Origin of the sequence: Pleionea sp. CnH1-48, assembly GCF_024124665.1 — a bacterium.
GTDB lineage: Bacteria > Pseudomonadota > Gammaproteobacteria > Enterobacterales > Kangiellaceae > JAMXSB01.
The window spans coordinates 382,309-407,020 of the sequence record NZ_JAMXSB010000004.1; the positions used below are offsets into that span (position 1 = coordinate 382,309).

The following is a 24,712-nucleotide window of genomic DNA, read 5'->3' on the forward strand; positions in this document are numbered from 1 at the left end:
CCATCGTTAAGTAGAGGTACAGGTTTACCCCCGACATTTTTGTATCTTGTTCCTTGGTCTGATTGTTGCCACATCTATACTTAATGTATCTGATAATGTAAGTTAACAGAGTTGTTGGGTAATGAGAGCGGAGGCTCTAGGAGGTGAAAGTCGTCAAAGTTGAGAGCAGCAGTAATTATTGGAGCTACGATGATGAAAAAGACATTGGTTGGTGGATCTTTGAAGGCCAAAAACTCTGAAATTTCACTCGACTTCGAGAGCTTCTTTAGAAAGTTTCATAGTCTGACAAAGAAATATCAGATTTTGACTCCTGTCGTCGATTTCTATCTGGAAAAGTTAAATATTAAGGATGCTTTTGAGCATTTAAACAATGGTTATTTAGCCACCGGAGAGTTTAATCTTCTGGACCTCTACAAAGGCCCATTTATCAAAGATAGAGCTTTCCCCAGCACATTGTTCGTAAAGAACAAAGGCAAAATAGAAAAGAAAAATATCGTAGACGCACCTAGATTGATTGAGGTTGAAGATATTGGTAACGAAAGTTACTCATATTTTGAAGAGCCTCTTTGTTTATTGCATACAAAGGATTGCATGGCTTTATATATCAAGAGTGATGTGTTCTTACAGGAGTTTTGGAATAAAAAGCTCAAATATTCTAGTAATAGTGAGCTTCATACCCATTACGTCGACAACTCCGATCTGGCTTACTTAAATACACCAAGATTCAATAGCTTTTTACGTGACTTCAAAAAGCTGATGCGAAGTTATGGTGGCACTTTCTCGACGGATCTATTGACAGAGTACACCTCTGAATCAGGCATCCTTTTGGGTAATGAAGTGGTTTACTACGAGGATATCGTTGAGCTAATTGACAAATCTCATCAAGTTGTTGAACTGTCAATTGACACTGATTTTATTATTCCAGAGAAGTATCAGGGAGCGTCCGAGTATCCGGTTGGTAAAAAGCATCAAAACAGAACTGCCACTGATCAAACACCTTTAAAATGGTCTGAACTAACATCTATTTTAGATGCGCTTCAAACCGCTTCAGGACAAAGTCACGGTATCAAGTCACTAAAGACACTTATAGCAAAAATGGAACGGGAACCTTTGTTAGTGGATAAGGGCGGGGAGCATATAAGTACTTCATCAATAGATGAGCTTCAGCAGTTGATCAATATCTACGATAAAAATCTTCGTCTTAAAGATATGTTGTCCTGATAACTTTTCAACTTAGGCTTAGGGTGTGTGGGTGTTAGAAAAGAATATACGAGAAGAGTTGTTAGGTTAAGTCATGTATAAAAAGGTAAGAAAAAGCCTACCGAAGTAGGCTCATTAAGCACAAATTATCTAGGCCATGGAATACCAAAATCTTTAGTTTTAATCTTTACAAGACGACCGTCTGGATGATGCCAGACAATGCCTTCCATAGGATGTTCCAAAAAGTATTGGCGTAATCCATCAAAAGTTAAGGGCACCTCAACTACTTGACTGCCATGCTTCCATAATTCGTGTTTATCAAGCTGATGAGGATTGCCTTGAATCTTGGGACCTACTAATTCATAAGTTCCGTCTTCGAGACTTTTATCAAAAGCTTCTTGATGATATTGATCTTCTGGCGCATCGGAATTGACGGGAACCCATCCAGGCCAATGTCCAGTATGAAGGTTGGGTTCTAGTTCGGCTGCTTCCCACTTATCGGGCGCTGGCTTGTAGTCATCAACGTTAGGAACATATCCATTGCGCTTCTTTCTACGGGCCGCTTCCTTAGTGAGTTTTCGGTCGTAGCGTTTAAACAGTTGACCGTTTCGAATCCGACAGCTTGTACCATCGAACTTTACAGTGGCAAACCCTTCACCCTGTAAGACCCATTTACTACCTTCAATCACATCATCATATACAAGTCTTTCTTTATCATCGTAATTACGTTTATAAAGAGAAGGAGTTTTTTTCATCTTAAATATCCTCTAAATCAAGAAGTTAAAATTAAGACGAATCCGCCAGACCTGCACCAGCTGAGCTGTATCGCTCAACAGGCGCATTATAATCTGGCCAAATAGTAGACTCAAGGTAACCTGTCTTATTCAGCGATTCTGTAGTTTCCAAAAAACAAACTGGACCAATTTTGGGTAAGAAAGAAGGGCTTTTGATTATCGGACAGTCTGGAATTCTCTCTAAGAATAATAATTATTATCAATAACTTAGTTAATTAACATGAGATTTCTCTAATATATCACGCCAAAAAACGCTCAATATGATTAAGCTTTAATCTAAAAAGCTGTTAAAACAAGGATTATTAGTCTAATGATTACTAGATGCGACGAAATCAGATAAAATTAGCTTAACTATTTATGCACATGACGCGCCCAGTGAGGTTTGAATGAGTTTGTACCAAGAATACATGGATGAAATCGAGACCAGAAAACAGGATTTAGGATTGAATCCGAAGCCAATTGATAGTGCTGAGTTGTTATCAGAGATTATTACTCAAATCAAAGATACTGAACACAAGCACCGCGAAGACTCTTTAAAGTTCTTTATCTATAACACGCTTCCTGGCACCACCAGCGCAGCTGGCGTAAAAGCGGCATTTCTAAAAGACATCATTCTTGGTGAAGCCGTTGTGGCCGAAATTTCGCCAACCTTTGCTTTTGAGCTGTTGTCTCACATGAAAGGCGGACCTTCTGTTGAGGTGCTGCTCGATTTAGCCTTAAGCGATGATGCCGCAGTAGCGAAACCCGCCGGTGAAGTACTGAAAACCCAGGTGTTCTTGTACGAAGCCGATACCGAGCGATTAGAAACTGCGTATAAGGCAGGCAACGAGATTGCGAAGGATATTCTAGAAAGCTATGCCAGAGCCGACTTCTTTACCAAGCTTCCTGATATCGACGAAACCATTGACGTTGTAACCTATATCGCCGCAGAAGGTGATATCTCTACCGATTTATTGTCACCTGGAAACCAGGCGCACTCGCGTTCTGACCGAGAGCTTCATGGAAAGTGCATGATTTCTCCTGAAGCTCAGGCAGAAATTCAGGCATTACAAAATCAGCATCCTGACAAAAAAGTGATGCTAATTGCCGAAAAAGGCACCATGGGTGTGGGTTCTTCTCGTATGTCCGGTGTGAACAACGTTGCTTTGTGGGCTGGTAAGCAGGCAAGTCCTTATGTTCCTTTTGTTAATATTGCGCCGGTTGTGGCAGGAACTAATGGTATTTCACCCATCTTTTTAACCACTGTTGGTGTGACGGGCGGTATTGGTCTTGACCTGAAAAACTGGGTGAAGAAGTTAGATGAGAACGGCAACACAGTATTAGATGCTAACGGCGATCCTGTTTTAGAACAGGCTTACTCTGTTGACACTGGCACAGTGTTAACCATTAACACTAAAGAGAAGAAACTTTACAAAGGTGATGAAGCGCTTGTTGATGTATCTTCAGCATTCACGCCACAAAAAGTTGAGTTTATGAAAGCCGGTGGTTCTTATGCCATTGTCTTTGGTAAAAAATTGCAGAACTTTGCCGCAGCTACGTTAGGCATCGAGCCACCACAGGTTTTTGCTGCTTCTAAAGAAATTTCTCACGAAGGGCAGGGACTGACTGCGGTAGAAAAAATCTTTAACAAAAACGCTGTCGGCGTAACTTCAAAAGCAGCTTTACATGCTGGCTCTGATGTTCGTGTAAAAGTGAACATTGTTGGTTCACAAGACACAACAGGTTTGATGACATCGCAAGAACTTGAGTCTATGGCTGCGACGGTTATTTCTCCAAGTGTTGATGGCGCTTACCAGTCAGGTTGTCACACCGCTTCGGTATGGGACAAGAAAGCTCAGGTTAACATTCCTAAACTGATGAAGTTTATGAACAAGTTTGGTTTGATCACCGCACGTGATCCCAAAGGTGTTTATCACTCAATGACCGATGTGATCCACAAAGTACTCAACGATATTACGGTAGACGATTGGGCGATCATTATTGGTGGTGACTCGCACACAAGAATGTCTAAAGGTGTCGCTTTTGGTGCTGACTCCGGTACTGTAGCCTTGGCACTTGCGACAGGTGAAGCGACCATGCCAATCCCTGAGTCGGTTAAAGTAACCTTTAAAGGCAGCATGAAAAGCCACATGGACTTCCGTGATATTGTTCATGCTACTCAAGCTCAAATGCTAAAACAGTTTGGTGATAACGTCTTCCAGGGACGTATTATCGAAGTACACATTGGTACCTTGCTTGCTGATCAGGCGTTCACTTTTACTGACTGGACTGCCGAGATGAAAGCGAAAGCATCCATCTGTATTTCTGAAGATGAAACGCTGATTGAGTCTCTGGAAATTGCCAAAAGCCGCATCCAGATCATGATCAACAAAGGTATGGACAATGAAGCTCAAACTCTTCAGGGGTTAATCGAGCTGGCTGATAAGAGAATCAGTGAAATCAAAAGCGGAGAAAATCCTGCTCTGGCTCCTGATGACAATGCTAAGTACTTTGCTGAGCTGGTAGTTGATCTGGATGAAATCAACGAACCTATGATCGCTGATCCCGATGTGAACAATGACGATGTATCCAAACGATACACTCACGACACCATCCGTCCGATTTCTTACTACCAAGCGACCAAGCAAGTTGATTTAGGTTTTGTTGGTTCCTGTATGGTTCATAAAGGCGACATGAAGATCATTTCTCAGATGCTCAGAAACATTGAAGAGCAAAATGGAAGTGTAGAGTTCAAAGCGCCTCTCGTTATTGCGCCACCAACTTATAACATTGTTGATGAACTGAAAGCTGAAGGCGACTGGGACATTCTTAAGAAGTACTCTGGTTTTGAGTTTGACGATGATAAGCCTAAAGAAGTGGCTCGTACAAAATACGAAAACATTATGTATCTTGAACGTCCCGGTTGTAATCTGTGTATGGGTAACCAAGAAAAAGCAGAGAAAGGTGACACCGTACTGGCAACTTCTACGCGTCTTTTCCAAGGACGAGTGGTTGAAGATACTGATGAGAAAAAAGGTGAGTCATTGTTGGCATCAACCCCTGTTGTTGTTCTTTCAACGATTCTTGGACGTACGCCCAGTATCGAAGAATACAAGAATGCTGTTAATGGTATCAATCTGACGGATTTTGCTCCGCCAGTAGAAGAGCTCAGCACCAAGCATAAAGGTGGAGCGGCTGTACCAGTAAAAGTGATTGACGCTGAGTAGGCAAGTTACCGCTAAAACTAGGCAAGCACTTTCATCGATTGCTTGCTATTAACTATTTCTAAAAAGGACTTTGGAACAGTTAGGCAAGTAGCACCGAGTTGAGTTAATTTCAATTCGGTGCTGCATTTCCTGTTTAAACTGACAAAAAGTAGAACTCGCAAACTTTATTTTAAACAACTTCTTTTTATTCCTTTATTAAAATCTTGTTCGATAGATTCTGGAAGAAGAACATAGTTATAAAGCTTAACTTCGCCAATTAAACCAGAAAACATCGATGAATTTGATGATGAACGGCTTCCCAGCCGAAGAGGATTTGGATTAGATATGGAACGACTGCGAAAGCTGGGATCTTTACTAGCTATTTTTTTACCATCAATATAGAACACTAGTCCTGCGGTATTGTCTCGGTCTATCGTCACGGTAACTAAATGCCAGGAACCATCGGCTACTATTTCATCTATTAACCAGTTTGAACAAGAAGAAAGAGAGCTAGCGTTATCACAATGCCAATCTCCAACTCTGTCGGCTAATTGAAAGCCAAGGCTCTTTTTATAAACATACAAACTAAATCCTTTAGCGCCTTGCTTTTTATTCTCTACTCGATAGTCAACAATGGTAACCATCTTACTAGTGCTGGTTTTTATCCAGGCGCTAATTGAAAAATCTCCTCTACCCAGATCCAACGATTTAACGTCATTAATTTCCACATAATCATGAATGCCATCCAAGCAGAATGCTTGAGTCGATACCTTTGGCTTTATCGAAATCTGCGACTCAATCAATGCGGGTTTAATGATATTTTGAGAAGATTCATCTTTTTCAATAGCACTGGAGTCTTGGAGAAAATAAAACCAGATGCAGAATGTAATACATGCAACTGACATGACAAATGTTACTGGGTAGCGGAGTGAAAGCTCCGGTTGGGATGCTTTGATTTCTGGCTGATTCAGGAATAATTCGTAACTATTGGCTTTCTTGTCGGGATCTAAAGAGATACTTTTAACGTCTTTTTCCTGTAAAAGATATCCTTTTTTATGAATGGTTTTTATGCAGCTTTCATCTTCTGAGTTTTTCCCTAGTAGTTTTCTCAGCAATGCTATGTTTCGGTTGACTGAACTGTCACTAACCGAGCGGTCTGGCCAGACCTGATTGATTAATTCATCGCGTGTGGTTATTTTTCCAATATTTCTAATGAGTACAACAAGTACGGCGATAACAAGTGGCTCAACCTTCTGCTCCCCACTATCTAAGTAGATTTTGTTAAGCTCCATATCAATGAGCTTTCCATTTATCTCATATTTCATTGTTGTGTTTATGCTTGGTGAACTCGTTTTAAAATATTAAAAAATCTCTTATCTTGATGAGTGCTATTTAATAGAGCCTAGGAAATATTAATCACTGCATGAGTGCTCATTCCGCGCTGAGGACCTCAAGAAACACTACCAATAATTAGATTGAGAAGAAAGGTTAATATTGTCACTGACCAGGAACGGAGTCACCTTTATAAAAATTCACAGATACTTCTGGGGTAATAAATGAGAGTTTGTTGGTATTTCGTAATAGTATTAAAGATATGCGATATGTATAGATTATATTTAGACTGAAGCAAAACTTGCTTTTGCAACAAGGAAGAAAGAAGATAATTTCTTCTTTCTTCCATAGTGAAGCGTTATTCTTCGAATTTAATTTTATTGCCTAACCAAGTACTGCCTGAGCGAGATAAGCCATAAACGTCAATCTTAGCTTTTCTATAAGAAATCATGTCAAGAAGTTTAAAGCCTGGTTTGAATTTGCCACTGCTGTCAGAAAAAACAAGTCCTATGCCACCTTGGCTATCAAAGATTTTTCGAATGTATTTGCTTCTTACTTTACGATAACTTCGATCAACATAATTAATTACTGCTTTATTAGGAGTATATGCGGTTAGCATTACTCTCTTCATATTTTTGGCACCATTATTTCTAGCTATCTCTTTTGCCTTAGACCACAGGTGAGTCCAGAATAGACTATTGACCATATTAGCATCTATGGTTTCATTGACGTCGCCACCGATACCGAAAACACGAAGGTCGACAATGATTTGAATGGTGTCAAAATTGGTTGTGTTGAAAGGAAACTTAACGGTTCCACTACCGTTAAAATTAAAGGGGCCGATGTAAGTACCATACCGGTTATAAACTTTGTTTTTAAACACGTATGTTACAGGAGCAAGTGAACTGTAGTCAGGAGTCGGTAAGGTGTATTCGAAATAAACTTGGTTAATACCTAGTCTCAATTCATCCGTTGTGCGGTTCCACCATATACCTAACTTGCGTCTTTGATTTAAGTTACTAATACCAATGGATGCATAAACTTTATAATCCTGATTCCAAAACTTAGTTTTTACACGGTGTTTACTGTTGAATCTCTTAATGCATATTTGAGATACTCCAAAGAGCGGAATCGTTGCATCTCTAGGTTTACAATAATCCAATGAGCTGAGGTATATTCGGGCTAAATTATCATAATACTCATCATTTGAGCCGCCCGAGCCACCACCGGAACCACCACCACCGCCGTTGACGGGGTCGTCATTATCACAAATTCGATCACCTACTTGACACGTACCGCCATCTCTATTGCTCATGAACGTTTTCTGCTCGAGTCTCAGCGATAGCTCATGCTTTAGTGCGCTCGAGTCTTTACAAGTAGAGTTCTTCTTATATTGTGTAATTCCGTCAGCGATAGTAATTTCTTCCAGAGATTTTTCTGAAGTTTTTAAACAGCTATTCTGCGCTGAGGTTTGTGATAAAGCTTTTTGAGTATTCAAATCTCGAATATATTCGTAGAGCTTGGGAATTTGTTTAAGTTCGCTGGAAAAGATACCGTGCTGGGTATACTTGTAGACGAGGTTACCCACTTGAATTTCGTGATCGCTATTTAACATTGCTGCAAATACATCGTCTGCAATCAGGTTATCATCAGAATCCAGGTCCATAGTGGCTTTTATCGATTGGCCATTCCTATATTCAAGCTGTTTGATTTTTTCTAGCTCGTACTTTTGAACTAAATGGGCGTCTTCATCTTTGTAAAAAGGGCGAATAGAGTGAAATCCTCTTTGGTAAACAGGACGCAGTGAATCTTTGATCTTCTCTTCTGGCAAAAGCTTGAGCTGCTCGATTTTTTGTTCAAGCTCCTGTGGATCTGAGAACTTTAATCGACCATTCTGTATCATCGTATCGCTAAAGGATACTGCAGGTAATTGACGTTCATGTTCTTCTGAAAATACAGACGTAGATGTTCCCAGAAGGGTGGCAACGCCTAGTAAGCAAAAATATTTAATCTGTAACATATATTACTCCTAATAAGACTTTTATAATATTTCCTAGTATGTAAACAGCACATCAGCTGATTTTGATTAACGCTTATGTCCCTACACAGCGCTAATCCACGAAAAATATTGCATTGATAATGGTTTTGAAGCCTTAAGATTCTCTTAAGGTTTCATTAAGTATCTATTGAAATTTCATTAGGAAGTTTAAGCAGAGCACAGAGAGAACACTAAGTGTTCAGTCTCTAAAGCATATCTAAACAAAAGGAAGCAAATTTGAACATGTTAATCATTGTTGGAGAGTGTAATTAACTCGATAGCATTCGACTCAAATTTCACATCAATTTCACTTGTCTCCAGATAATCTACCCCTAAATATACGAGGTAGACATTATGCTAAAGAAAATACTGATTTCGACCATTATTCTGGCTCTGACACTGTTTGGCACTCTCTATGGCGGCAAAGAATGGCTTAAAAGCCTGTTACCCGATAAAGCCCATTTTCAGGCACTCAAACACACTAAAACCCAAGACTTACCTTATGTAACACAAGATATTCCAGCCTATCGAGGCAAAATTCTCGCGGTTGTAACCAATGTAGACACCATGGGAGAGGGAGAAAAGACAGGGTACGAGCATACTGAACTGGCTCGGGCTTACTGGGTGTTCATTGCAAATGGCTTTGAAGTGGACATTGCCAGTCCTAAAGGTGGAAAGCCGCCCGTTGTCGTTGATGGTGAAGATATGGGGGCGTACGACTACGCTTTCTTAAATGATGCCGAGATCCAGAAACAGATAGATAATTCTATTCCCTTGGCAAACATAGATCCCGAAGATTACGAAGCTGTGTATTTTGTGGGCGGTAAAGGAACCATGTTTGATTTTCCTGACAACAAAGACATTCAGCGTATCATCAAGTCACTTTATCAAAATAACAAAGTCATTAGCGCAGTGTGCCATGGCCCCTCGGCACTGGTGAATGTGAAGTTAGACAATGGTGAGATGCTATTGGCTAACAAACAAGTGAGTGGTTTTACCAACGAGGAAGAGTTAACGATTATTCCTGATGCCAAAAACATCTTCCCCTTTATGCTGGAAGATAAATTAGTTGAACAGGGCGCACAATTTCAAGCTGGCACTACGTTTTTAGAGCAAGTGAGTCGAGATGGTAAACTTATCACAGGGCAAAATCCCTGGTCGGTATGGGCCATGGCTGAAATGGTCGTTGAAGAACTCGGTTACACGCCGAAAGCGCGTATAAGAACGCCCGAGGAGTTTTCTGTTGAATTGCTACAGATATATGAAGATCAGGGTTTGGAGGCAGCAAAAGCAGAACTTAAGAAACAGCCAGAATCATATCAGAGAGTTTTGATTGTCATGCACTCTATATTGGCCTTTATGCAATTTGAAACAGGTAAAGGATTCGACATTCTAAGTTTGGCACAAGATTTAAAGGCTCTGGTCAAATAAACAACAGAATCTTGGCACTTGAATCTTGATCTTAAGAGTCCTGTTTAGGTTGGCTGATTCAAGTGCCGCGATTGGCTAATCTTTGAGTTACAAGGAAGTTTGGGGGAGAGGATAGTCGTAAGTCCTTTTTAAGTGTGTGTCAATTATTGCTCCGAGGAAGATACTGGTCTGACCATGATATCAACAAAAGGGGAGCTGTTTTCGTAACGTTACCTGAGCTCTATAAAAAAATAGGTGAGAGCTTGGCCAAAGGAATGAAACTTTGAAGCTCAGGAGGACATTTGATGAAATCATTGGATACTAACTGACCACCAAACTGCATCATACAGCTGTAAAGAGCCTTTCATGATGAAGACCCTTCATACCAACCAGAGCATTCTCTGTCGGTTTTAATAGGTCTTTTAGTTTGAGTACAAAGTATATTTATTATAAGATGACTTGAACACTCATCAATAATTCTAAAGAAATGAAGTCAATTAAAATACTTTTCTTCGCGATATTATTGGCGTTTGCGGGTAGTGGTATTGCTGATAGTGGCGATACACTCGTCTTATCCCCGTCCCAACAAGATTCCAGTGAAGGCTATTTTAATTTGAGTTGGAATGATGTGCTGTCAAATAAAGAACTCAAACTGCAACTTAGTACGCATAGTGATTTCTCTCAGATAAAAAGAAGCTACGCTTTGTCTGGTGCTCGTCAAATAGCCCTGAGCGGGTTTAAAGATGGACGTTACTTTTTCAGATTAACCGACAGCTCGGAACAGCAAATGAGTAACGTTGCTACGGTTGACGTAAAGCACAGAGAGCTCACTGACGCGATCAAGCTATTTCTGCTGGGTGGCATTCTATTTCTGGTCTTACTTTCTGCCTTGTATTTTTCGGGCCGTTTCGAACAACAATCAAAACAACGGTAAATTCATGGACATAGTGACTATCCCAGTGAATTGGGCCTTAGCTATTTTAGTGGTATTTGGATCCTTATGGATTTTATTCGGCTGGTGGCTCGGCAGAAAGAATCGTTCTATTGATGATTTTATGCTGGCTGGTCGAAATGTCGGATTTGCCTTTGCTTCTGCAACTGCCATGGCTACCTGGATCACCAGTAATACGACACTGGTAGCGCCCCAGCTGACTTATCAATTTGGGATCTGGGGTATGATTGGTTACTCGATGGCTGCACTAGGATTAATTTTATTTGCCCCATTAGCTGCACGAATCAAGAAGTTGATGCCACAAGGATATACCTGCGGTGATTTCTTTAGGCTCCGCTATGGGAGATTTGCCTGGATTGTCTTCCTTATCGTTTCACTATTCTACGCATTTGGCTGGTTAGTCAGCTTGGGCATGGCCGGTGGCATTTTGCTATCCGCCTTAAGTGGCCTTGATTATCATGTTGGAATGACTGCCATTCTCACCATTTGTGTTTTATATACACTGCTCGGTGGACTACGTGCCGTCATCGCAACTGATTTTGTACAAACCATCATCATATTGCTCGGTGTTTTGATTATTGGATTCATTTGCATTAAGGACGTTGGACTAGAGCCCATTTACACGTCAGTCAGCGAAGAAAGCCCTCAGCTTCTAAATCTATTGTTTCCTGCCGCAATTATGTTTCTGTTTAACAATATCTTTTTCGGTATTGGTGAAATTTTCCATTCGAATGTCTGGTGGTCCAGAGCATTCGCATTTAAAGAAAACATTGGCAAACGAGCCTTTTTACTTTCTGGGCTTTTATGGCTTCCTGTTCCTATCGTCACCGGATTTGTCGCTCTGTCTGCCCCAGCTTTGGGAATTTACCCACCGAGCGCCGATATGATCGGCCCAATGATTGCCGCTAAATTACTCGGTACTGTTGGTGCTGTATTCGTCTTTATTGTGGTTTTCTCGGCACTGGCATCGAGCCTGGATTCACTGCTGGCTGCAACGAGCGATCTGGTTACAAAAGACATCTATAAAGGCCTCATTAATCCTAAGGTAGATGAACAAAATTTATTAAAGGCCAGTAAATACATCATTGTATCGCTTGGTTTATTCACCTGGTTACTTTGCTTGCCCAAGTTGACAACCTTAGGAGAGCTGCTCAACTTTACAGGCGCATTTGTCGCCAGCACCATTTGGCCGATTGTATTTGGACTTTATTACAAACGACTATCGGGGACTGCAGCTGGGGTTGCCATGGCATTAGGAACAATATTCGGACTGATTGGTTATTTCACCATCGGTTTCTACGTTGCGGCACTTATTTCTTGTGTGTTCTCACTTTTAATCTGTTTGATCGGCATGTACATCAAAGACGTTAACTTTGAATGGACCCGATTAAACGACAAACCTTCTAACCAAGGAGTACTCAACCATGTTGATTAGTCTCGATTGGTTTCAATTACTTGTTTATCTAGCGCTAGGGATCACTTGTTTTTCTCCTTTGATTCTTTTGGCACTGTTTTTTAAAGATTGGAAAAAGGATCGGTTATGGTAGATTCTCAACTCAAAGAGAAAGTGTCTTTTTCGAGAGATACATTGGATGTCTATGGTGACGCTCATCCCAAAGCACTATTGCGTTGCATTGTTGAGGATGGCGATCACTTAAAATCACTGGAGTCTCAACATATTTTTTCCAGTGATCAATTTAGTAAAGACACCTTATTACAACTATTTCGTCTCGCGGCTAAGTATGAAAGCAATCCGGAGCGGTTTAGTACGCCGCTGAAAGGAAAAATCCTCATCAGCGCTTTCTACGAACCAAGTACTCGAACGCGTTTATCTTTTGAAAGTGCCTGGCATCGATTGGGTGGCGATATCATGTCTATCACTGACCGGGCGACCACAGGCATTGCTAAAGGTGAGTCACTCGGTGATGTCGCAGAAATGTTTAACAACTACGGAGACTGCGTTGTTTTAAGAGATTCGAGTGAAAACTCAGTGCAAGAAATGATGGATAGCCTCAGGATCCCGATTATTAATGCAGGTAATGGTATCGATGAACATCCAACTCAAGCGCTTGCCGATCTTTATACTATTTACAAGTGGCGACCAGAGCTATTAGAACGTTCTGGTAAAAAAATCAAAGTCGGTATTATTGGTGTTCCCAATAAAATGAGGACCGTTAGAAGTCTTTTAAAACTTTTTAGTTTCTTTCCAGAGGTTTTTGAAGAAATCGTCATTATTCACGATGGCAGTTCTAACTTGATATTTGACGATAATCAGCGTGAACAGCTAGAAAGCCGAGGCTTGAAGCTTACTTTAACAACAAAGTTTAGTGCTGTATTACCTGAACTGGATGTCGTTTATATCAACGCGATTGCTTGGGTTGGTAATGATTATGAGTCCTTTGGTGAAAGCTTTGTTTTGAACGACCAATCTCCGTTAAAGAAAGATGCGATTGTTCTGCACCCTTTAGCTCGTGGTGATGAGTTAGATGCCAGTTTGGATGAGACGCCACACAACTGGTATTTCGCGCAAGCTCGTGGTGCCGTATTCTTGAGGATGGCATTGTTAACCTGTATGTGTCAGCGAATGGAACGAGTAATGGATGTTATATAGTCTATTACTAATCATTTTTTAACTTAAATAGTTTAGGGCGCGCGTGTGCTAACTATCATATTCAATGAAAATTAGAGTATTTCTGGAGTAATTTATGTGTGGTATTGCAGGTGTTTTTCACCACGCAAAAGATAATAGCATTGACCCGCAACTTTTAGTCAATATGGCTGCCATTCAATATCATCGTGGACCAGATGATTTTGGTTACGTGAATCCTGAAGGGCTTGGTATGGGGATGAGCCATGCTCGTCTTTCTATTATTGACCTTAACAAAGAACGAGGCCGACAACCTCACCTGTCATCCAATAAAGATTATTTTTTAGTTCACAACGGTGAGTTTTACGATTTTCAAAAGATCCGTGCCGAGCTGACTAGTTTAGGTGATCGCTTTAAAAGTAAGAGTGATTCAGAAATCATTCTTCATTTGTTTCCCCGTTATGGCATAGAAAAAACCATTGAGTTTTTGCGAGGTGAATTTGCATTTGCTCTTTATGACAAAAAAGACGACTGTTTGTATTTAGTCAGAGATCGTTTCGGTGTTAAACCTCTCTATTGGACAGAAACAGAAGATGGGATCGTTTATGGCTCAGAGCTCAAAGTATTATTCGCTCACCCAAAAGTGAGACGCGAGCTTACAGCACAAGGTACTTATCATCAGCTGATACAAGTTATGGTACCAGGAACGACGGCATTTAAAGGCATTCATCAGGTAAAGCCCGGTCACATTATTAAGATAAAGAGAATCGATGGTCGGCTTTCGGTAAGTGAACAAAAATACTGGGATATCGATTTTCCGGTTGCTGGAGAATATGTCGACCATAAAGATGAAAGCTATTATATTGAGGGCGTCAGAGATCAGCTTCTTGAGGCGGTGCAGCATCGCTTACAAGCTGATGTGCCTGTTGGTTGCTATTTATCTGGCGGCATCGACTCGTGTTCAATTTTGGGATTGTCTGCCGCAGTTCGCCAAGATCCGGTAAAGGCTTTTACCATCGGCTTCGATAGTGATGAGTATGACGAAACGCCGATTGCAACCGAAATGGCTCAAATGACTGGCGCGGACCAAATTGTTCTAAAATTGAATGCGGAACAACTTTACAACAATTTTTCTCGCACCATTTGGCACACAGAGCGCACCATTTATAATACCCTTGCCGTGGCAAAGCTGCTAATGAGCGAAACCGTTCGCAATAATCAATACAAAGTAGTACTAACAGGCGAAGGTTCTGATGAATTATTTGCTGGTTATCCAGCCTTCCGAAAAGATATGTTCTTATACGGCCTGGATGATCTGCCTTCTAGTCTAAGAGCCGAGTGGCAAAGTAGTCTAGAAGCCAGTAATAGTTTATTCAAAGGTGCCATGCTTCCGCGTGAAGAGTTTTCTTCTGCCGCCATGAACGAAGTTATCGGGTTTACACCAACTTGTTTACAAAGCTGGTTACATTGCCATAGCTATGGCATGCAATTGCTCAATCCAGAGTGGCGACAAGACATGGCCAGCTACGATGCGGGGAGCGCAATAGCTAACACTTTTGATCGCAGTCAGTTGGAGGGCCGACATCCATTGGATAAAGCACAATATGTCTGGATCAAGACCATGTTAGAAGGCCAAATCCTTACGTGGGGCGGAGACCGGGTCGATATGGCAAACTCGATGGAGGCAAGACCCGCTTTTCTTGATCATCACCTGGCTAAGTTCGCCACTCAGGTTCCACCTCAGCTTCGTATCAAAGGCGCGACTGAAAAATATGTATTGCGTGAAGCTATGAAAGGACTATTACCCGAATCTCTCTATAAAAGACAGAAGTTTGCTTTTATGGCTCCGCCTGCGCATACTGACCAGAATAAGTGGAACATGATGATGGCACTAATGGATGAGTTTGCCAGTAAAGAAAAAGTCGAAGCGGCTGGTGCTCTAGACTATCAAGCCGTGAATGCTTTAATTAAAAGTCATGAAGATCCCGATATGAATCGAGATCAAAAAGTTCAATTGGACGCAGTGTTAAACCATGTGCTCGGCATCCAGTTGCTTCACCAACACTTTATTGCCAATGATATTCCAGCTGTCGCCGAACAGCGAGCTCGAGAGCTGGGATGGAATGTTCACAATAAATAGAAATAAGAGAGTTGATTAATACCGATGGATGCAATTGTTACACCATTATCGATACAAGACGACAGTCTTCAACAGGCGGGCCCTCCCAAGCTTAAAGTTTTTACGGCCAAGCAATTAAATAAGATCCCTCAATTCTTATCGCTACCGACCGAGGCCCAGCTGAGCGTGCGAGCGGCGGCAGAAGTATTTCCTTTTCGAGTCAACCAGTATGTTATCGACGAATTAATTGACTGGAACAATTGGCAAGCTGACCCAATGTTCCGGTTGCTTTTCCCGCAGAAGGAAATGTTAAGCAATGAACATCTTTTCGCATTAGAAAAAGCAACGGAAGCCGAGGATAAAAAGCAGATAGAGGAAACTGTAAAAAAGATTCGAGCTAGCTTAAATCCCCACCCAGCGGGCCAGATGGAATTAAACGTTCCGAGAGCGGAAGGTGAACCCTTAGATGGCATTCAGCATAAATACAAAGAAACCGTTCTGTTTTTTCCAAAACAGGGCCAAACATGCCACAGCTACTGTTCGTTTTGTTTTCGCTGGGCGCAGTTTATCGGTGATAAAAGCCTGCAATTTGCAGCAAAAGAAGCACTGCAATTAGTCGACTATCTGCGAGAGCACAAAGAAGTCACTGATGTTTTGATCACTGGCGGCGATCCACTCGTCATGAAAACTAAAAATCTCAAGGCTTATGTTGAAACCATCATTAACGCACCAGGCTTAGAACATATCGAAAACATCAGGATTGGCACCAAGGCTCTCACCTTTTGGCCTTACCGGTTTGTAACAGACAATGATGCTGATGAGTTGATGGAATTGTTCGAGTCGGTGATTGCTTCCGGTAGACAACTTGCTTTAATGGCACACTACAATCATTGGAAAGAGTTAGATACAGATATTGCTAAACAAGCAATCCGAAGAGTGAGAGATACTGGTGCAGTTATTCGCAGTCAGGGACCTTTGTTAAGAGGCATTAACGATGATCCGGAAGTTTGGGCTAAGTTATGGAAAGAACAAACTAAGCTCGGAATTACTCCTTACTATATGTTTGTCGAACGGGATACTGGTGCACAACATTATTTTGAAGTGCCGCTTGTTAAAGCATGGGAAATCTATCGTCAAGCTATCTCTAGCGTGTCAGGATTATCCCGCACCGCCCGAGGTCCGTCGATGAGCGCCTCTCCTGGTAAGGTCGAAATTCAAGGCGTCACCACAATTAATAATCAAAAAGTGCTCTCGCTACGGTTTATTCAAGGCAGAAATCCTGATTGGGTTCAAAGACCGTTCTATGCCGAGTATGACGAGTCAGCGACTTGGTTGAATCATCTCAAACCAGCATTTGGCGAAAAGCAGTTTTTCTTTGAGGCCCAATAGCGCTAGTAGAATTGATGTATCAGCAAAGTCTGTAGATAAAGGGGAGCCCTGATTTTAAGGGGTAGATGCAAATAAAGACCGTTTAACTTTATTACGAGTATTGAGTATGCTACTTAAAGTTACTAATTTGTCGAGCAAAACTACACAGGATATTTTGTACGAATCCTTTAACAATTTCGGCTCTGTGGACTATGTAAAACTCACTCAGCACCAAAACTCCCCTGGTGCGCTTGTAAAAATGCATGATTACTCTGATGCGAAAACTGCCATGCGGCTCTTAAACGGCAGTGCTCTTGAGGGCAGTATCATACAAGTTTTTCGCTGCAACCCAAACAAAACAGGAGGTGAAAGTTTTGAGCGAAAAAATTCCTCAAGACAATCAAAACGAGGTTATTGAGAAAGGGGAGTGGCTTTGTTTCAAAATCTCTGACGAGACCTATGCTCACGATGCTCTTCTGGTCGATGAAGTGCTTAGATATTCAGAACCAACGCCAGTGCCAGGCTCACCTCACGGCATTTTGGGCCTCCTAAATATACGAGGCAGCGTCGTCTCGGTATTTTCTGGAAGAGCTTTAATAGGCCTAACCGACGAACCGCCAACTGACGAATCAAGGATTGTTATCTTTAAAACAGAAAACGAGAGTATCGGTGTTGTTGTGGATAGTGTTGTCGAGATTGCTTATTTCAGCAAGAATCAAGTGGAAGGAGCCGTTGCACAGCATCAAGATCGCGCCTTTATTAAGGGCACGATCCACCATCAAAAACAATTGCTTATCGTTGTTGATTTTTCCAATATTGATAAGTGAATAACGTCAATTTCGATGGAACAATTCTAAGCGCTGATAGATAAAGGATAGAATCAGATCGATACGCATGCTAGGGTTCACAAAGACTAAAGTGAACTTTTGCCAATTAGACTAAGATAAGCTCCTTGCAGTCTCATCCACTGGCAAAGCTGCTGACTTAAGTTCATTTATTCTTCTAAAGACAGTTCAACCACTTCCTTTTTTGCAGAAACCTGAAAGGTCATCAAAAGATGGGATTGGTTAACATCTGTTAGATAATCAACGCCTTGCTTTACTTCTCCCAAAATAGCAAATGATTGCGTGTTTAGATCGTAAGACCATAGCTGGTTCTTGCGGTCAATACAGTAAATAGTATTACCATAAATCACAAAAGATTTTGCTTGGCCTCCCATGCCATCGAGTACTTCGATTCGTTCGTCTTCCACTGGGCCACGTTGCCAAAAACGTCCACGAGGATCTTTGTAAATCAAACGACCATCTTGGCTTTTTAGCGCCCACAAAGCACTTTTATTAACTCTATCAATAATCTTAAGTTCATTTAAGTCGTACTCGACCAACTGAAGCGCTCCATTGATTCGCAGCAATAATAAAGCGGTGTTGTGAACACTGTCCCATTGATACAGTCGGACAACAGAGTGTTCTATTGGATAAGATTTTTGAGTCGAATCCAACTGCACTTGAATTAACGCACTGTTCGCATTGATCAAAAGACTTTTGCCATCTTCAGCCCAATCAAAGCCTCGAATGTAAGTATCTAGCGGAAAACCGGTGATTTGTCTGGTGCCGTCACTCCCGGTAACCCAAATCTGAGACTCTCCTGAACGTGTCGACCAAAATGCAATAGAATCACCGCCAGGCTGAAAAATGGCATAATCCTCGCCGAGGTTTGTACGCTCTATGCTGGGATAATTTTGATGAGTAAACTCAAAAGAAGCCTCTGAGTTTGTCATTTGATTCAACGGCAGCTTAACAATATCACTATCGTAAGGCCCTTTAATCATGAGTAATTTGTTGCCCTCAGGGTGAAACTCTGGCTGCACCATAATATCCGCAAAAGGCGAACTGATTTTGCTCACTTCACCGCTGTAGGACAATGTAAAAAGTTGTCGACCTGTACTAAAAATAAGTTGTTCGGGCAAAGGGGAAAAGTTGGGGTAAATAGGTCGATGTTTAGGGATTTCTGCTGGTCGCTTTATGGCATGGCTGGATACTAGCTGACCATCAGGTTTTATCATATCAATATAATGTTTCTCGTCACTGTGAATGCTGCTCACCGCAATCAGGTCGTCTTTTGGCGAATAGGCATAGTCGAACAAATTACCATCAGATAGTGCGTAAAGCTCACTACCTTCATTGGTGCTCATTGAGTATTTGATCAATTTCCAACGGCTTGAATCTAACTTAAAAAGCGCGACGTGATCGTCATTCAACCATATCGGCTTTTTGACCACAGAGTTTTTACATTGGAGTACGACTTCTGGCTGCTGAGGGCTTTCTAATGCCTTGGCGAAATCCAGGGTTACCAAATCATAGCAATCTCTCTGAGTCTCTGGTGTTTCACAAGCTTCGGTGGCCAGAAACACCATTTTACTGCCGTCTTTCGAAAAACTGTGTCGACCATAAGCGGCCCAGTCTTTGGTGAGCTGTATTTCTTGTTGAGTCTCAATATGTTTAGCCCAGATTTTATTAACACATTGCTTCTCTTTATAGCGATGAAAAACGATGTATTGACCGTCTGGCGAATAGGTCGCATCAAACTCTTTGTCATCGGTGGCTGTCAACAAACGGAGTTGGTCGAAAGCGAGTTGAGAAGAAGATTTAGAGGGTTGGTTCATATAACCGACAGCGGCCAAAAAGAGGGGGACTATAACCCAGTAAACCCAGCGAAAACTATTCCTTGGAGGTTCTGAAGGTTGAGGCTCCGTGTTGCTGATGTGAAGTTCATTGCTTTCGCCAGGGTTGGACACCACTTCTTGGACATTTGGGCTATTCGATGTACCAGCAGTGTCTTGCCAGCGCACATCACACTCTAAACTATACCCCTGTTTTGCATGTGTCTTTATGATGAGTTTGCCATCATCACCGAGCGCTTTTCTTAACTGCGCAATGCTTCTTTGTAACGTGTTGGGGGATACTGCGGTGTCTTGCCAGACCTGGGTTAACAACTCGTCCTGGCTGATCACTTTTCCCTGATTTTCGGCCAGATAGGTCAACACGGCTAGCGCTTTGGGGGCCATGGTTTGAGACTGTTTATTTTGAGTGATTTGATTTCTGGACAAATCGATAAAGAAACCACCAACCCAGTATTGCACTTTCATATAACCCCTAATAATGAAGAATACGGCTGCTCAAAGATGAATTTTGCCAGCAAAGCTCATCTTAGCACAAGCCCTGATTGTAACTGAACTTGCCTCTGTAACCAATTGATAAGTAAACAATATTTTGCCATCAGCCAAAAGTCAGCGAGAAGTCAGTGCAACTTCAGGCATTTTAAAATCGGTCAGGTAAATTGGGCTCTCTTACTTAGTGAACCTCAACGCTCTCAATGAGCAAAATATTGAAGGAAGAGATAAATATGAAAAAAAGCCTAATCCTGATTGTTTTACTGCTGTTGCCTTACCTGAACCTGGAAGCGGGTGAGCAAACCCTGTACAAAATGCCTGGTACAGAGGTTGTTCCGATCAAGAGCTCGGTTAACGGGGGGCAATATGAACTCTATATCAAGCTGCCCGAAAAGTATTCGGAGAATCCAGACAAAAAATATCCCGTTATCTATTTTACCGATGCGGTGTGGCATATCGAATTATTGTCCGCGACCACCGCCTTTATGATGGAGGAGGTAATTCTGGTTGGGGTTTCCTGGCAGAAGGATATGGATAAAGCCTTAATGAAGGAGAGGGGAGCACACGTCAGTCGCTATCGGGACTATTCTGCTTACCCCCACAAAAAGCCCAAAATACAGGCTAAGTACAATTTTGGGCAAGCCAACCATCACCTTGCGTTTATCCGTGAGGATGTTTTCAAATATGTAGAAAGCCGATTCCGTACTCAGCCTGATAATCGTAGCTACTTTGGTTATTCCATGGGCGGAGAATTTGGTGCTTACGTGCTGCTGGCACAGGCTAACACCTTCAAAAACTACATATTGGGCAGCCCCTCGTTTGGAAAAGACGTTCCATTCTATGCTCGGCTGATATCGAAACTCAGCACTCAAGGCAAGTCGCTCAATGCCAATGTTTTCGTGGCTTACGGTACGCAGGAGAAAGAATCAGGAAAATACATTGATGAGTTTATGACCTTGCTGAAAAACACCAAGGACGAAAGCTTATCTCTTAAACACGAGTTGATAGAGGGTGACCATGGCAGTGCTTTCCCTATGACGGGAGTGCGCAGCATTGCCTGGTTAAAGAGCTTGCAGACAGGAGATAAAAAATGAAAGGAGTAATTCACCTTAGCATTGTATTCGTATCGGCAATGCTACTTAGTAAGAACAGCCATGGGCAAGACGAGTTTCCAGCTCTAAAAGGTGCCTATATGGGACAAAAAGCACCGGGTATCGTGGCCGAGCCTTTTGCTCCTGGGATCATCTCGAAAGAAGGTTGGGAGCTAGAAGGTGTTTTCGCGCCTGGAATGAAAGAGTTCTATTTCACCATCGACCGAGGTGTCTACACAGGACCCAATAAAACGGGATTTCGCCCTACGGTTATAGGCTTTCGCCAAGAAAATAAAGTCTGGAAAAAATTTATTGAATTCCCACGTATTGGCGAAGTCACATTTGCTCCAGACGGACAACGCATGTACATGGCAGAAGGATATAGAGATCGGGTCGGTAACGACTGGTCAGAGCGCAAAAGCTTAGGACCGATGTTTGATCGCAAAGACTGGGGCATTATGCGTCTGTCAGCATCAGCTAAAGGCACTTACGTTTTTGACGACTACAAAACCCAAGGTATTCGCATTTCGCCGCTTAAAGAGGGCAAACGACTGCCCCCAAAAAAGATGGGAGCAGTGGTTAACTCTGGTAAATATACAGCGCATCCATTTATCGCACCTGATGAGTCCTATTTAATCTGGGACAGTGTTCGAGAAGAAGGTTTCGGTGGAGCGGATCTCTATATCAGCTTCAAACAAAAAGACGGTACATGGGGGCCTGCTATCAATATGGGTGACAAAGTTAACTCAGATAACAACGAAGCCTATGCCACCGTCACCCCTGACGGAAAATTTATTTTGTTCAACAAACGCATCGATGACAAAGGGGACAACGTCGATATTTATTGGGTCGATGCCAAAATTATTGAAACCCTCAGGCCCAAGTTATAACCGCTAACCACGATTTGTAAAATTCAATTTTCAAACATCATAGGAATACGTATGACTATTCATGTTTCAGTAAGAAAGTCCATTAGCTGTTTGGCTCTTAGCGCCTTAGGTGTATTAAGCACAGACAGTTTATCAAAAAATTATTCTGTTGCACCAGAAGCAACGGCCGCCGAAGCCAAAGCATCGTTTAAGGACATTCCATCGCTTAAAGAAGCCTTTATCTCTCCCAAACCTGCGGCAAAAAAAGATGGCATAGCCGTTGGAAAACTTGGTGTTGATGGAGGAAATAAACGAAAAATCATCGAACTGGCAAAAGAAATTGCTGACAACAAACATGGTCGCTACGACAGCTTATTGATTGCTCATAAGGGCAAGCTTTTGTTTGAGTCTTATTACTTGCGTGGCCGTGTCAATCTGCCGCATTTTCAGGCGTCATCGACGAAAGGATATCTAAGTTTAGCGGTTGGTCGTGCCATTCAGTTAGGTTATTTAACCATGGCAGACTTAGATAAGCCTCTTATCAGTTTTTTGAAAGAACTGGACACTTCAAAACTAACTAAGGGTGCAGAAAAAATAACGCTCCACAATGCCATGATTATGAGCTCTGGCGTCGGCCTAAGTCGAGAAAAAATGAATGAGTTAGACAAACAGCCAGCCCAACTGAAAGGTCAGAAACAGGTTCAAACCTATCTTGAACTTAGCCCGCCTATTTCTTCAGAGTCGCAGAGCTACAATTACAAGCCTGCTGACCCCAAATTGGTGATGCAAGTACTTGAAGCCGTTGTTCCTGGCAGCGCTAAAGATTTCATAAAAAAGGAGTTACTTGATAAGTTAGAGATAACAAATTATCAATGGATGGATGATGTGAGTGGACTGCCCATGGGACCTTATGGAGCAAAAATGATATCGCGAGATATGCTCAAGTTCGGAACCCTAGCCATGAATAAAGGTAAATGGAAAGGAGAACAACTGATCCCGGTTGACTATATCACCAAAGCCACCAATCGATTGATTGATGTTGAAGAGATCTTTTTCGTTAATAAGAACGTTTCCAATCCTGGCTACGGTTATTACTGGTGGTTAGCGGACTTGGAAGTGGGCAATAAAACTTACCTGAGTCAGTCTGCTCAAGGCGGTGGTGGTCAATACATTATTTTAGTGGAAGAACTTGATCTGATTGTCGTTGTGACGGGGCATAGCCGAGAGCTTAGACCGTTGCAGGTGACTGCTGAGAAGATTTTGCCTGCTTTTATTAAATAGAGAGCCGCAGTTTTTCAGAAAGTTAGCTAACTTGCTAACGTCAGAGTCCATCTTATCTCCCTCTTGGAAAGTTTCATCAGCCAACTTGAGGGAGAGCTTTGCTCGTTTTGTCTCTTTAATTTATTTTTATTCCGATGAGATAAAACTCTGATTGATTTCACTTACTCAGTACGGAGCGCTTTTTTCCAATACTAAGAGAGGATTTCAACCATGTATGCTGATACAGTGCACTTTCTTTCCTTCATTATCGCTATGATCGCATATATCTCCATCGTAGGTTGGGGGTTAAAAAAAGTGAGTGGGTTACTCCAGTGCGGAAGTATGTTAATTGAGGTAGAAGATTATGAAGCGGAGAATAACTCTTCCGCTGCGCCGAAAAAAAGCTTCAGTAGAGCTGTGGGTACTATTGGGGCTTTAGGACTTGCCGCTGTAGTCGTGGCTTTAGGCTTTTGGATTATATATTCTTTATTCTATGATGGAGACTTAAGCCGTATGGAAGATTTATCAACTTACTTCTTATCAGGCTCTGCATTATTTGCACCTTACGCATTTAATAAAATTTCTAGTGTCTTTAAGTAGCTGTTAAACGGAGTTCCATTTTCCGCTAAGTACTTGCGGGAGAGCATTAGGACAAGGAAGTCCTCAAGATTCGGCTCTTGCTGACTTAGAAAAGGTCCGTGAGGATACTGTAAGTTATTGATATTTGGCTTTTATAATTAATTTTCTACCCAAGTAAAACCACCAATAGCAGGATTCTTCAAAAAACGCTCAGGTCCGTTCAAGAATAAGTCCCTCTCAGGATATATATTTTCACCATAGTATTTAAAAACACATCCTTAAACGAGAGAGCGATCATGAAATCCATTCAATTAGACACTCAAGTTGGCACACTTGCCGCTTAACCCCTACCATTCAGAACTCTTTCCTAAAGGTGCCAAAGGTCGAGAAGAAATAAAGGCTTACTGGGAACCGTCGTTTAATAACTTTGACGCCATGACCTTCGCAATCAGTGAACTTTACGCAATGGAAGACGGAGACAGAGTTTTCGTTCGTTACTCTGGCAGGGTTAAGCTTAAAAACGATGCTGGTTGGTACGAAAATGACTACTACTCTACGTTTCGATTCAACGATGATGGAGACATTCTGGAGTATGTTGAAATCTTTAATCCGATAACGGCGGCTCGAGGATTTAATTTGCTCGATAAAATTGTTCGTTAAAAAGTTTCTATTTCTACCAGCTGTTAGGTCTGCCAGATTAACAGCAAAATTACCTTAGTTTCTAATCCGTAAATTGAGTTAAGTGCTTCACGTTAAGCT

At 41.7% G+C, this 24,712-nt stretch carries 19 protein-coding genes; 15 read left to right on the forward strand and 4 right to left on the reverse strand.

Translation table 11 applies throughout. The annotated features are described in order from the left end of the window. The first annotated feature begins 189 nt into the window (after window positions 1-189). Window positions 190-1,221 carry a hypothetical protein gene (locus NH399_RS08665; protein ID WP_253038927.1) on the forward strand — a complete coding sequence of 344 codons (1,032 nt, stop codon included), beginning with the start codon at window positions 190-192 and terminating at the stop codon, window positions 1,219-1,221. 125 nt (window positions 1,222-1,346) lie between these two features. Here NH399_RS08665 and NH399_RS08670 read toward each other — a convergent pair whose 3' ends face one another. Beyond that, the gene (locus NH399_RS08670) at window positions 1,347-1,955 is read right to left on the reverse strand and encodes a DUF5565 family protein (RefSeq protein ID WP_253038929.1); all 609 of its coding nucleotides are present in this window, start codon (window positions 1,953-1,955) and stop codon (window positions 1,347-1,349) included. Window positions 1,956-2,380: 425 nt separating this feature from the next. Here NH399_RS08670 and NH399_RS08675 point away from each other — a divergent pair, with 425 nt between their 5' ends. Then, a complete protein-coding gene (locus NH399_RS08675; protein ID WP_253038931.1) occupies window positions 2,381-5,200 on the forward strand; it encodes a bifunctional aconitate hydratase 2/2-methylisocitrate dehydratase in 2,820 nt (939 codons plus the stop codon). Window positions 5,201-5,364: 164 nt separating this feature from the next. On the opposite strand, the gene NH399_RS08680 is transcribed toward NH399_RS08675, so the two are convergent. Next, the gene (locus tag NH399_RS08680) at window positions 5,365-6,504 is read right to left on the reverse strand and encodes a LamG-like jellyroll fold domain-containing protein (protein WP_253038939.1); all 1,140 of its coding nucleotides are present in this window, start codon (window positions 6,502-6,504) and stop codon (window positions 5,365-5,367) included. 365 nt (window positions 6,505-6,869) lie between these two features. Beyond that, complete coding sequence (locus NH399_RS08685) at window positions 6,870-8,531, reverse strand: hypothetical protein (RefSeq protein WP_253038941.1); 1,662 nt, start codon at window positions 8,529-8,531, stop codon at window positions 6,870-6,872. Window positions 8,532-8,903: 372 nt separating this feature from the next. Here NH399_RS08685 and NH399_RS08690 point away from each other — a divergent pair, with 372 nt between their 5' ends. The 8 genes from NH399_RS08690 (at window position 8,904) to NH399_RS08720 (ending at window position 17,812) form a co-directional block, all read left to right on the forward strand. Then, entirely contained in the window at window positions 8,904-9,980 is a 1,077-nt protein-coding gene (locus tag NH399_RS08690; protein WP_253038943.1) for a type 1 glutamine amidotransferase domain-containing protein, read from the forward strand. A 466-nt stretch (window positions 9,981-10,446) separates the two neighbouring features. After that, window positions 10,447-10,893: a hypothetical protein gene (locus NH399_RS08695; protein WP_253038945.1), complete on the forward strand. Its 447-nt coding sequence runs from the start codon at window positions 10,447-10,449 to the stop codon at window positions 10,891-10,893. 4 nt (window positions 10,894-10,897) lie between these two features. Beyond that, complete coding sequence (locus tag NH399_RS08700) at window positions 10,898-12,346, forward strand: sodium:solute symporter family protein (protein WP_253038947.1); 1,449 nt, start codon at window positions 10,898-10,900, stop codon at window positions 12,344-12,346. 105 nt (window positions 12,347-12,451) lie between these two features. Beyond that, window positions 12,452-13,522, forward strand: coding sequence for an aspartate carbamoyltransferase (locus NH399_RS08705; protein ID WP_253038949.1), 1,071 nt, complete (start codon window positions 12,452-12,454; stop codon window positions 13,520-13,522). A 94-nt stretch (window positions 13,523-13,616) separates the two neighbouring features. Next, entirely contained in the window at window positions 13,617-15,638 is a 2,022-nt protein-coding gene (asnB, locus tag NH399_RS08710) for an asparagine synthase (glutamine-hydrolyzing) (RefSeq protein ID WP_253038951.1), read from the forward strand. A 24-nt stretch (window positions 15,639-15,662) separates the two neighbouring features. Next, the gene (locus tag NH399_RS08715) at window positions 15,663-17,006 is read left to right on the forward strand and encodes a KamA family radical SAM protein (RefSeq protein WP_253038953.1); all 1,344 of its coding nucleotides are present in this window, start codon (window positions 15,663-15,665) and stop codon (window positions 17,004-17,006) included. Window positions 17,007-17,112: 106 nt separating this feature from the next. Further along, window positions 17,113-17,403, forward strand: a complete 291-nt coding sequence (locus tag NH399_RS25895; RefSeq protein ID WP_371876067.1) for an RNA recognition motif domain-containing protein — start codon at window positions 17,113-17,115, stop codon at window positions 17,401-17,403. Beyond that, window positions 17,360-17,812 (forward strand): chemotaxis protein CheW, encoded by a 453-nt coding sequence (locus tag NH399_RS08720; RefSeq protein ID WP_253038955.1) that lies wholly within the window; start codon window positions 17,360-17,362, stop codon window positions 17,810-17,812. The genes NH399_RS25895 and NH399_RS08720 overlap by 44 nt, the downstream gene beginning before the upstream one ends. A gap of 167 nt (window positions 17,813-17,979) precedes the next feature. Here NH399_RS08720 and NH399_RS08725 read toward each other — a convergent pair whose 3' ends face one another. Continuing rightward, entirely contained in the window at window positions 17,980-20,124 is a 2,145-nt protein-coding gene (locus tag NH399_RS08725) for a winged helix-turn-helix domain-containing protein (RefSeq protein WP_253038968.1), read from the reverse strand. A 263-nt stretch (window positions 20,125-20,387) separates the two neighbouring features. On the opposite strand from NH399_RS08725, the gene NH399_RS08730 reads away from it, so the two are divergent. From NH399_RS08730 to NH399_RS08750, 5 genes are all read left to right on the forward strand, one after another. Beyond that, window positions 20,388-21,248 carry an alpha/beta hydrolase gene (locus tag NH399_RS08730; protein ID WP_253038979.1) on the forward strand — a complete coding sequence of 287 codons (861 nt, stop codon included), beginning with the start codon at window positions 20,388-20,390 and terminating at the stop codon, window positions 21,246-21,248. After that, window positions 21,245-22,135, forward strand: coding sequence for a hypothetical protein (locus tag NH399_RS08735; RefSeq protein ID WP_253038981.1), 891 nt, complete (start codon window positions 21,245-21,247; stop codon window positions 22,133-22,135). Before NH399_RS08730 ends, NH399_RS08735 begins: the two co-directional genes overlap by 4 nt. Window positions 22,136-22,186: 51 nt before the next feature. After that, entirely contained in the window at window positions 22,187-23,395 is a 1,209-nt protein-coding gene (locus tag NH399_RS08740; RefSeq protein WP_253038983.1) for a serine hydrolase, read from the forward strand. 210 nt (window positions 23,396-23,605) lie between these two features. Then, on the forward strand, window positions 23,606-23,974 hold the full coding sequence (locus NH399_RS08745; protein ID WP_253038985.1) for a hypothetical protein: 369 nt from the start codon (window positions 23,606-23,608) through the stop codon (window positions 23,972-23,974). 303 nt (window positions 23,975-24,277) lie between these two features. Next, window positions 24,278-24,613, forward strand: a complete 336-nt coding sequence (locus NH399_RS08750) for a nuclear transport factor 2 family protein (RefSeq protein ID WP_253038987.1) — start codon at window positions 24,278-24,280, stop codon at window positions 24,611-24,613. The last annotated feature ends 99 nt before the right edge of the window (window positions 24,614-24,712 follow it).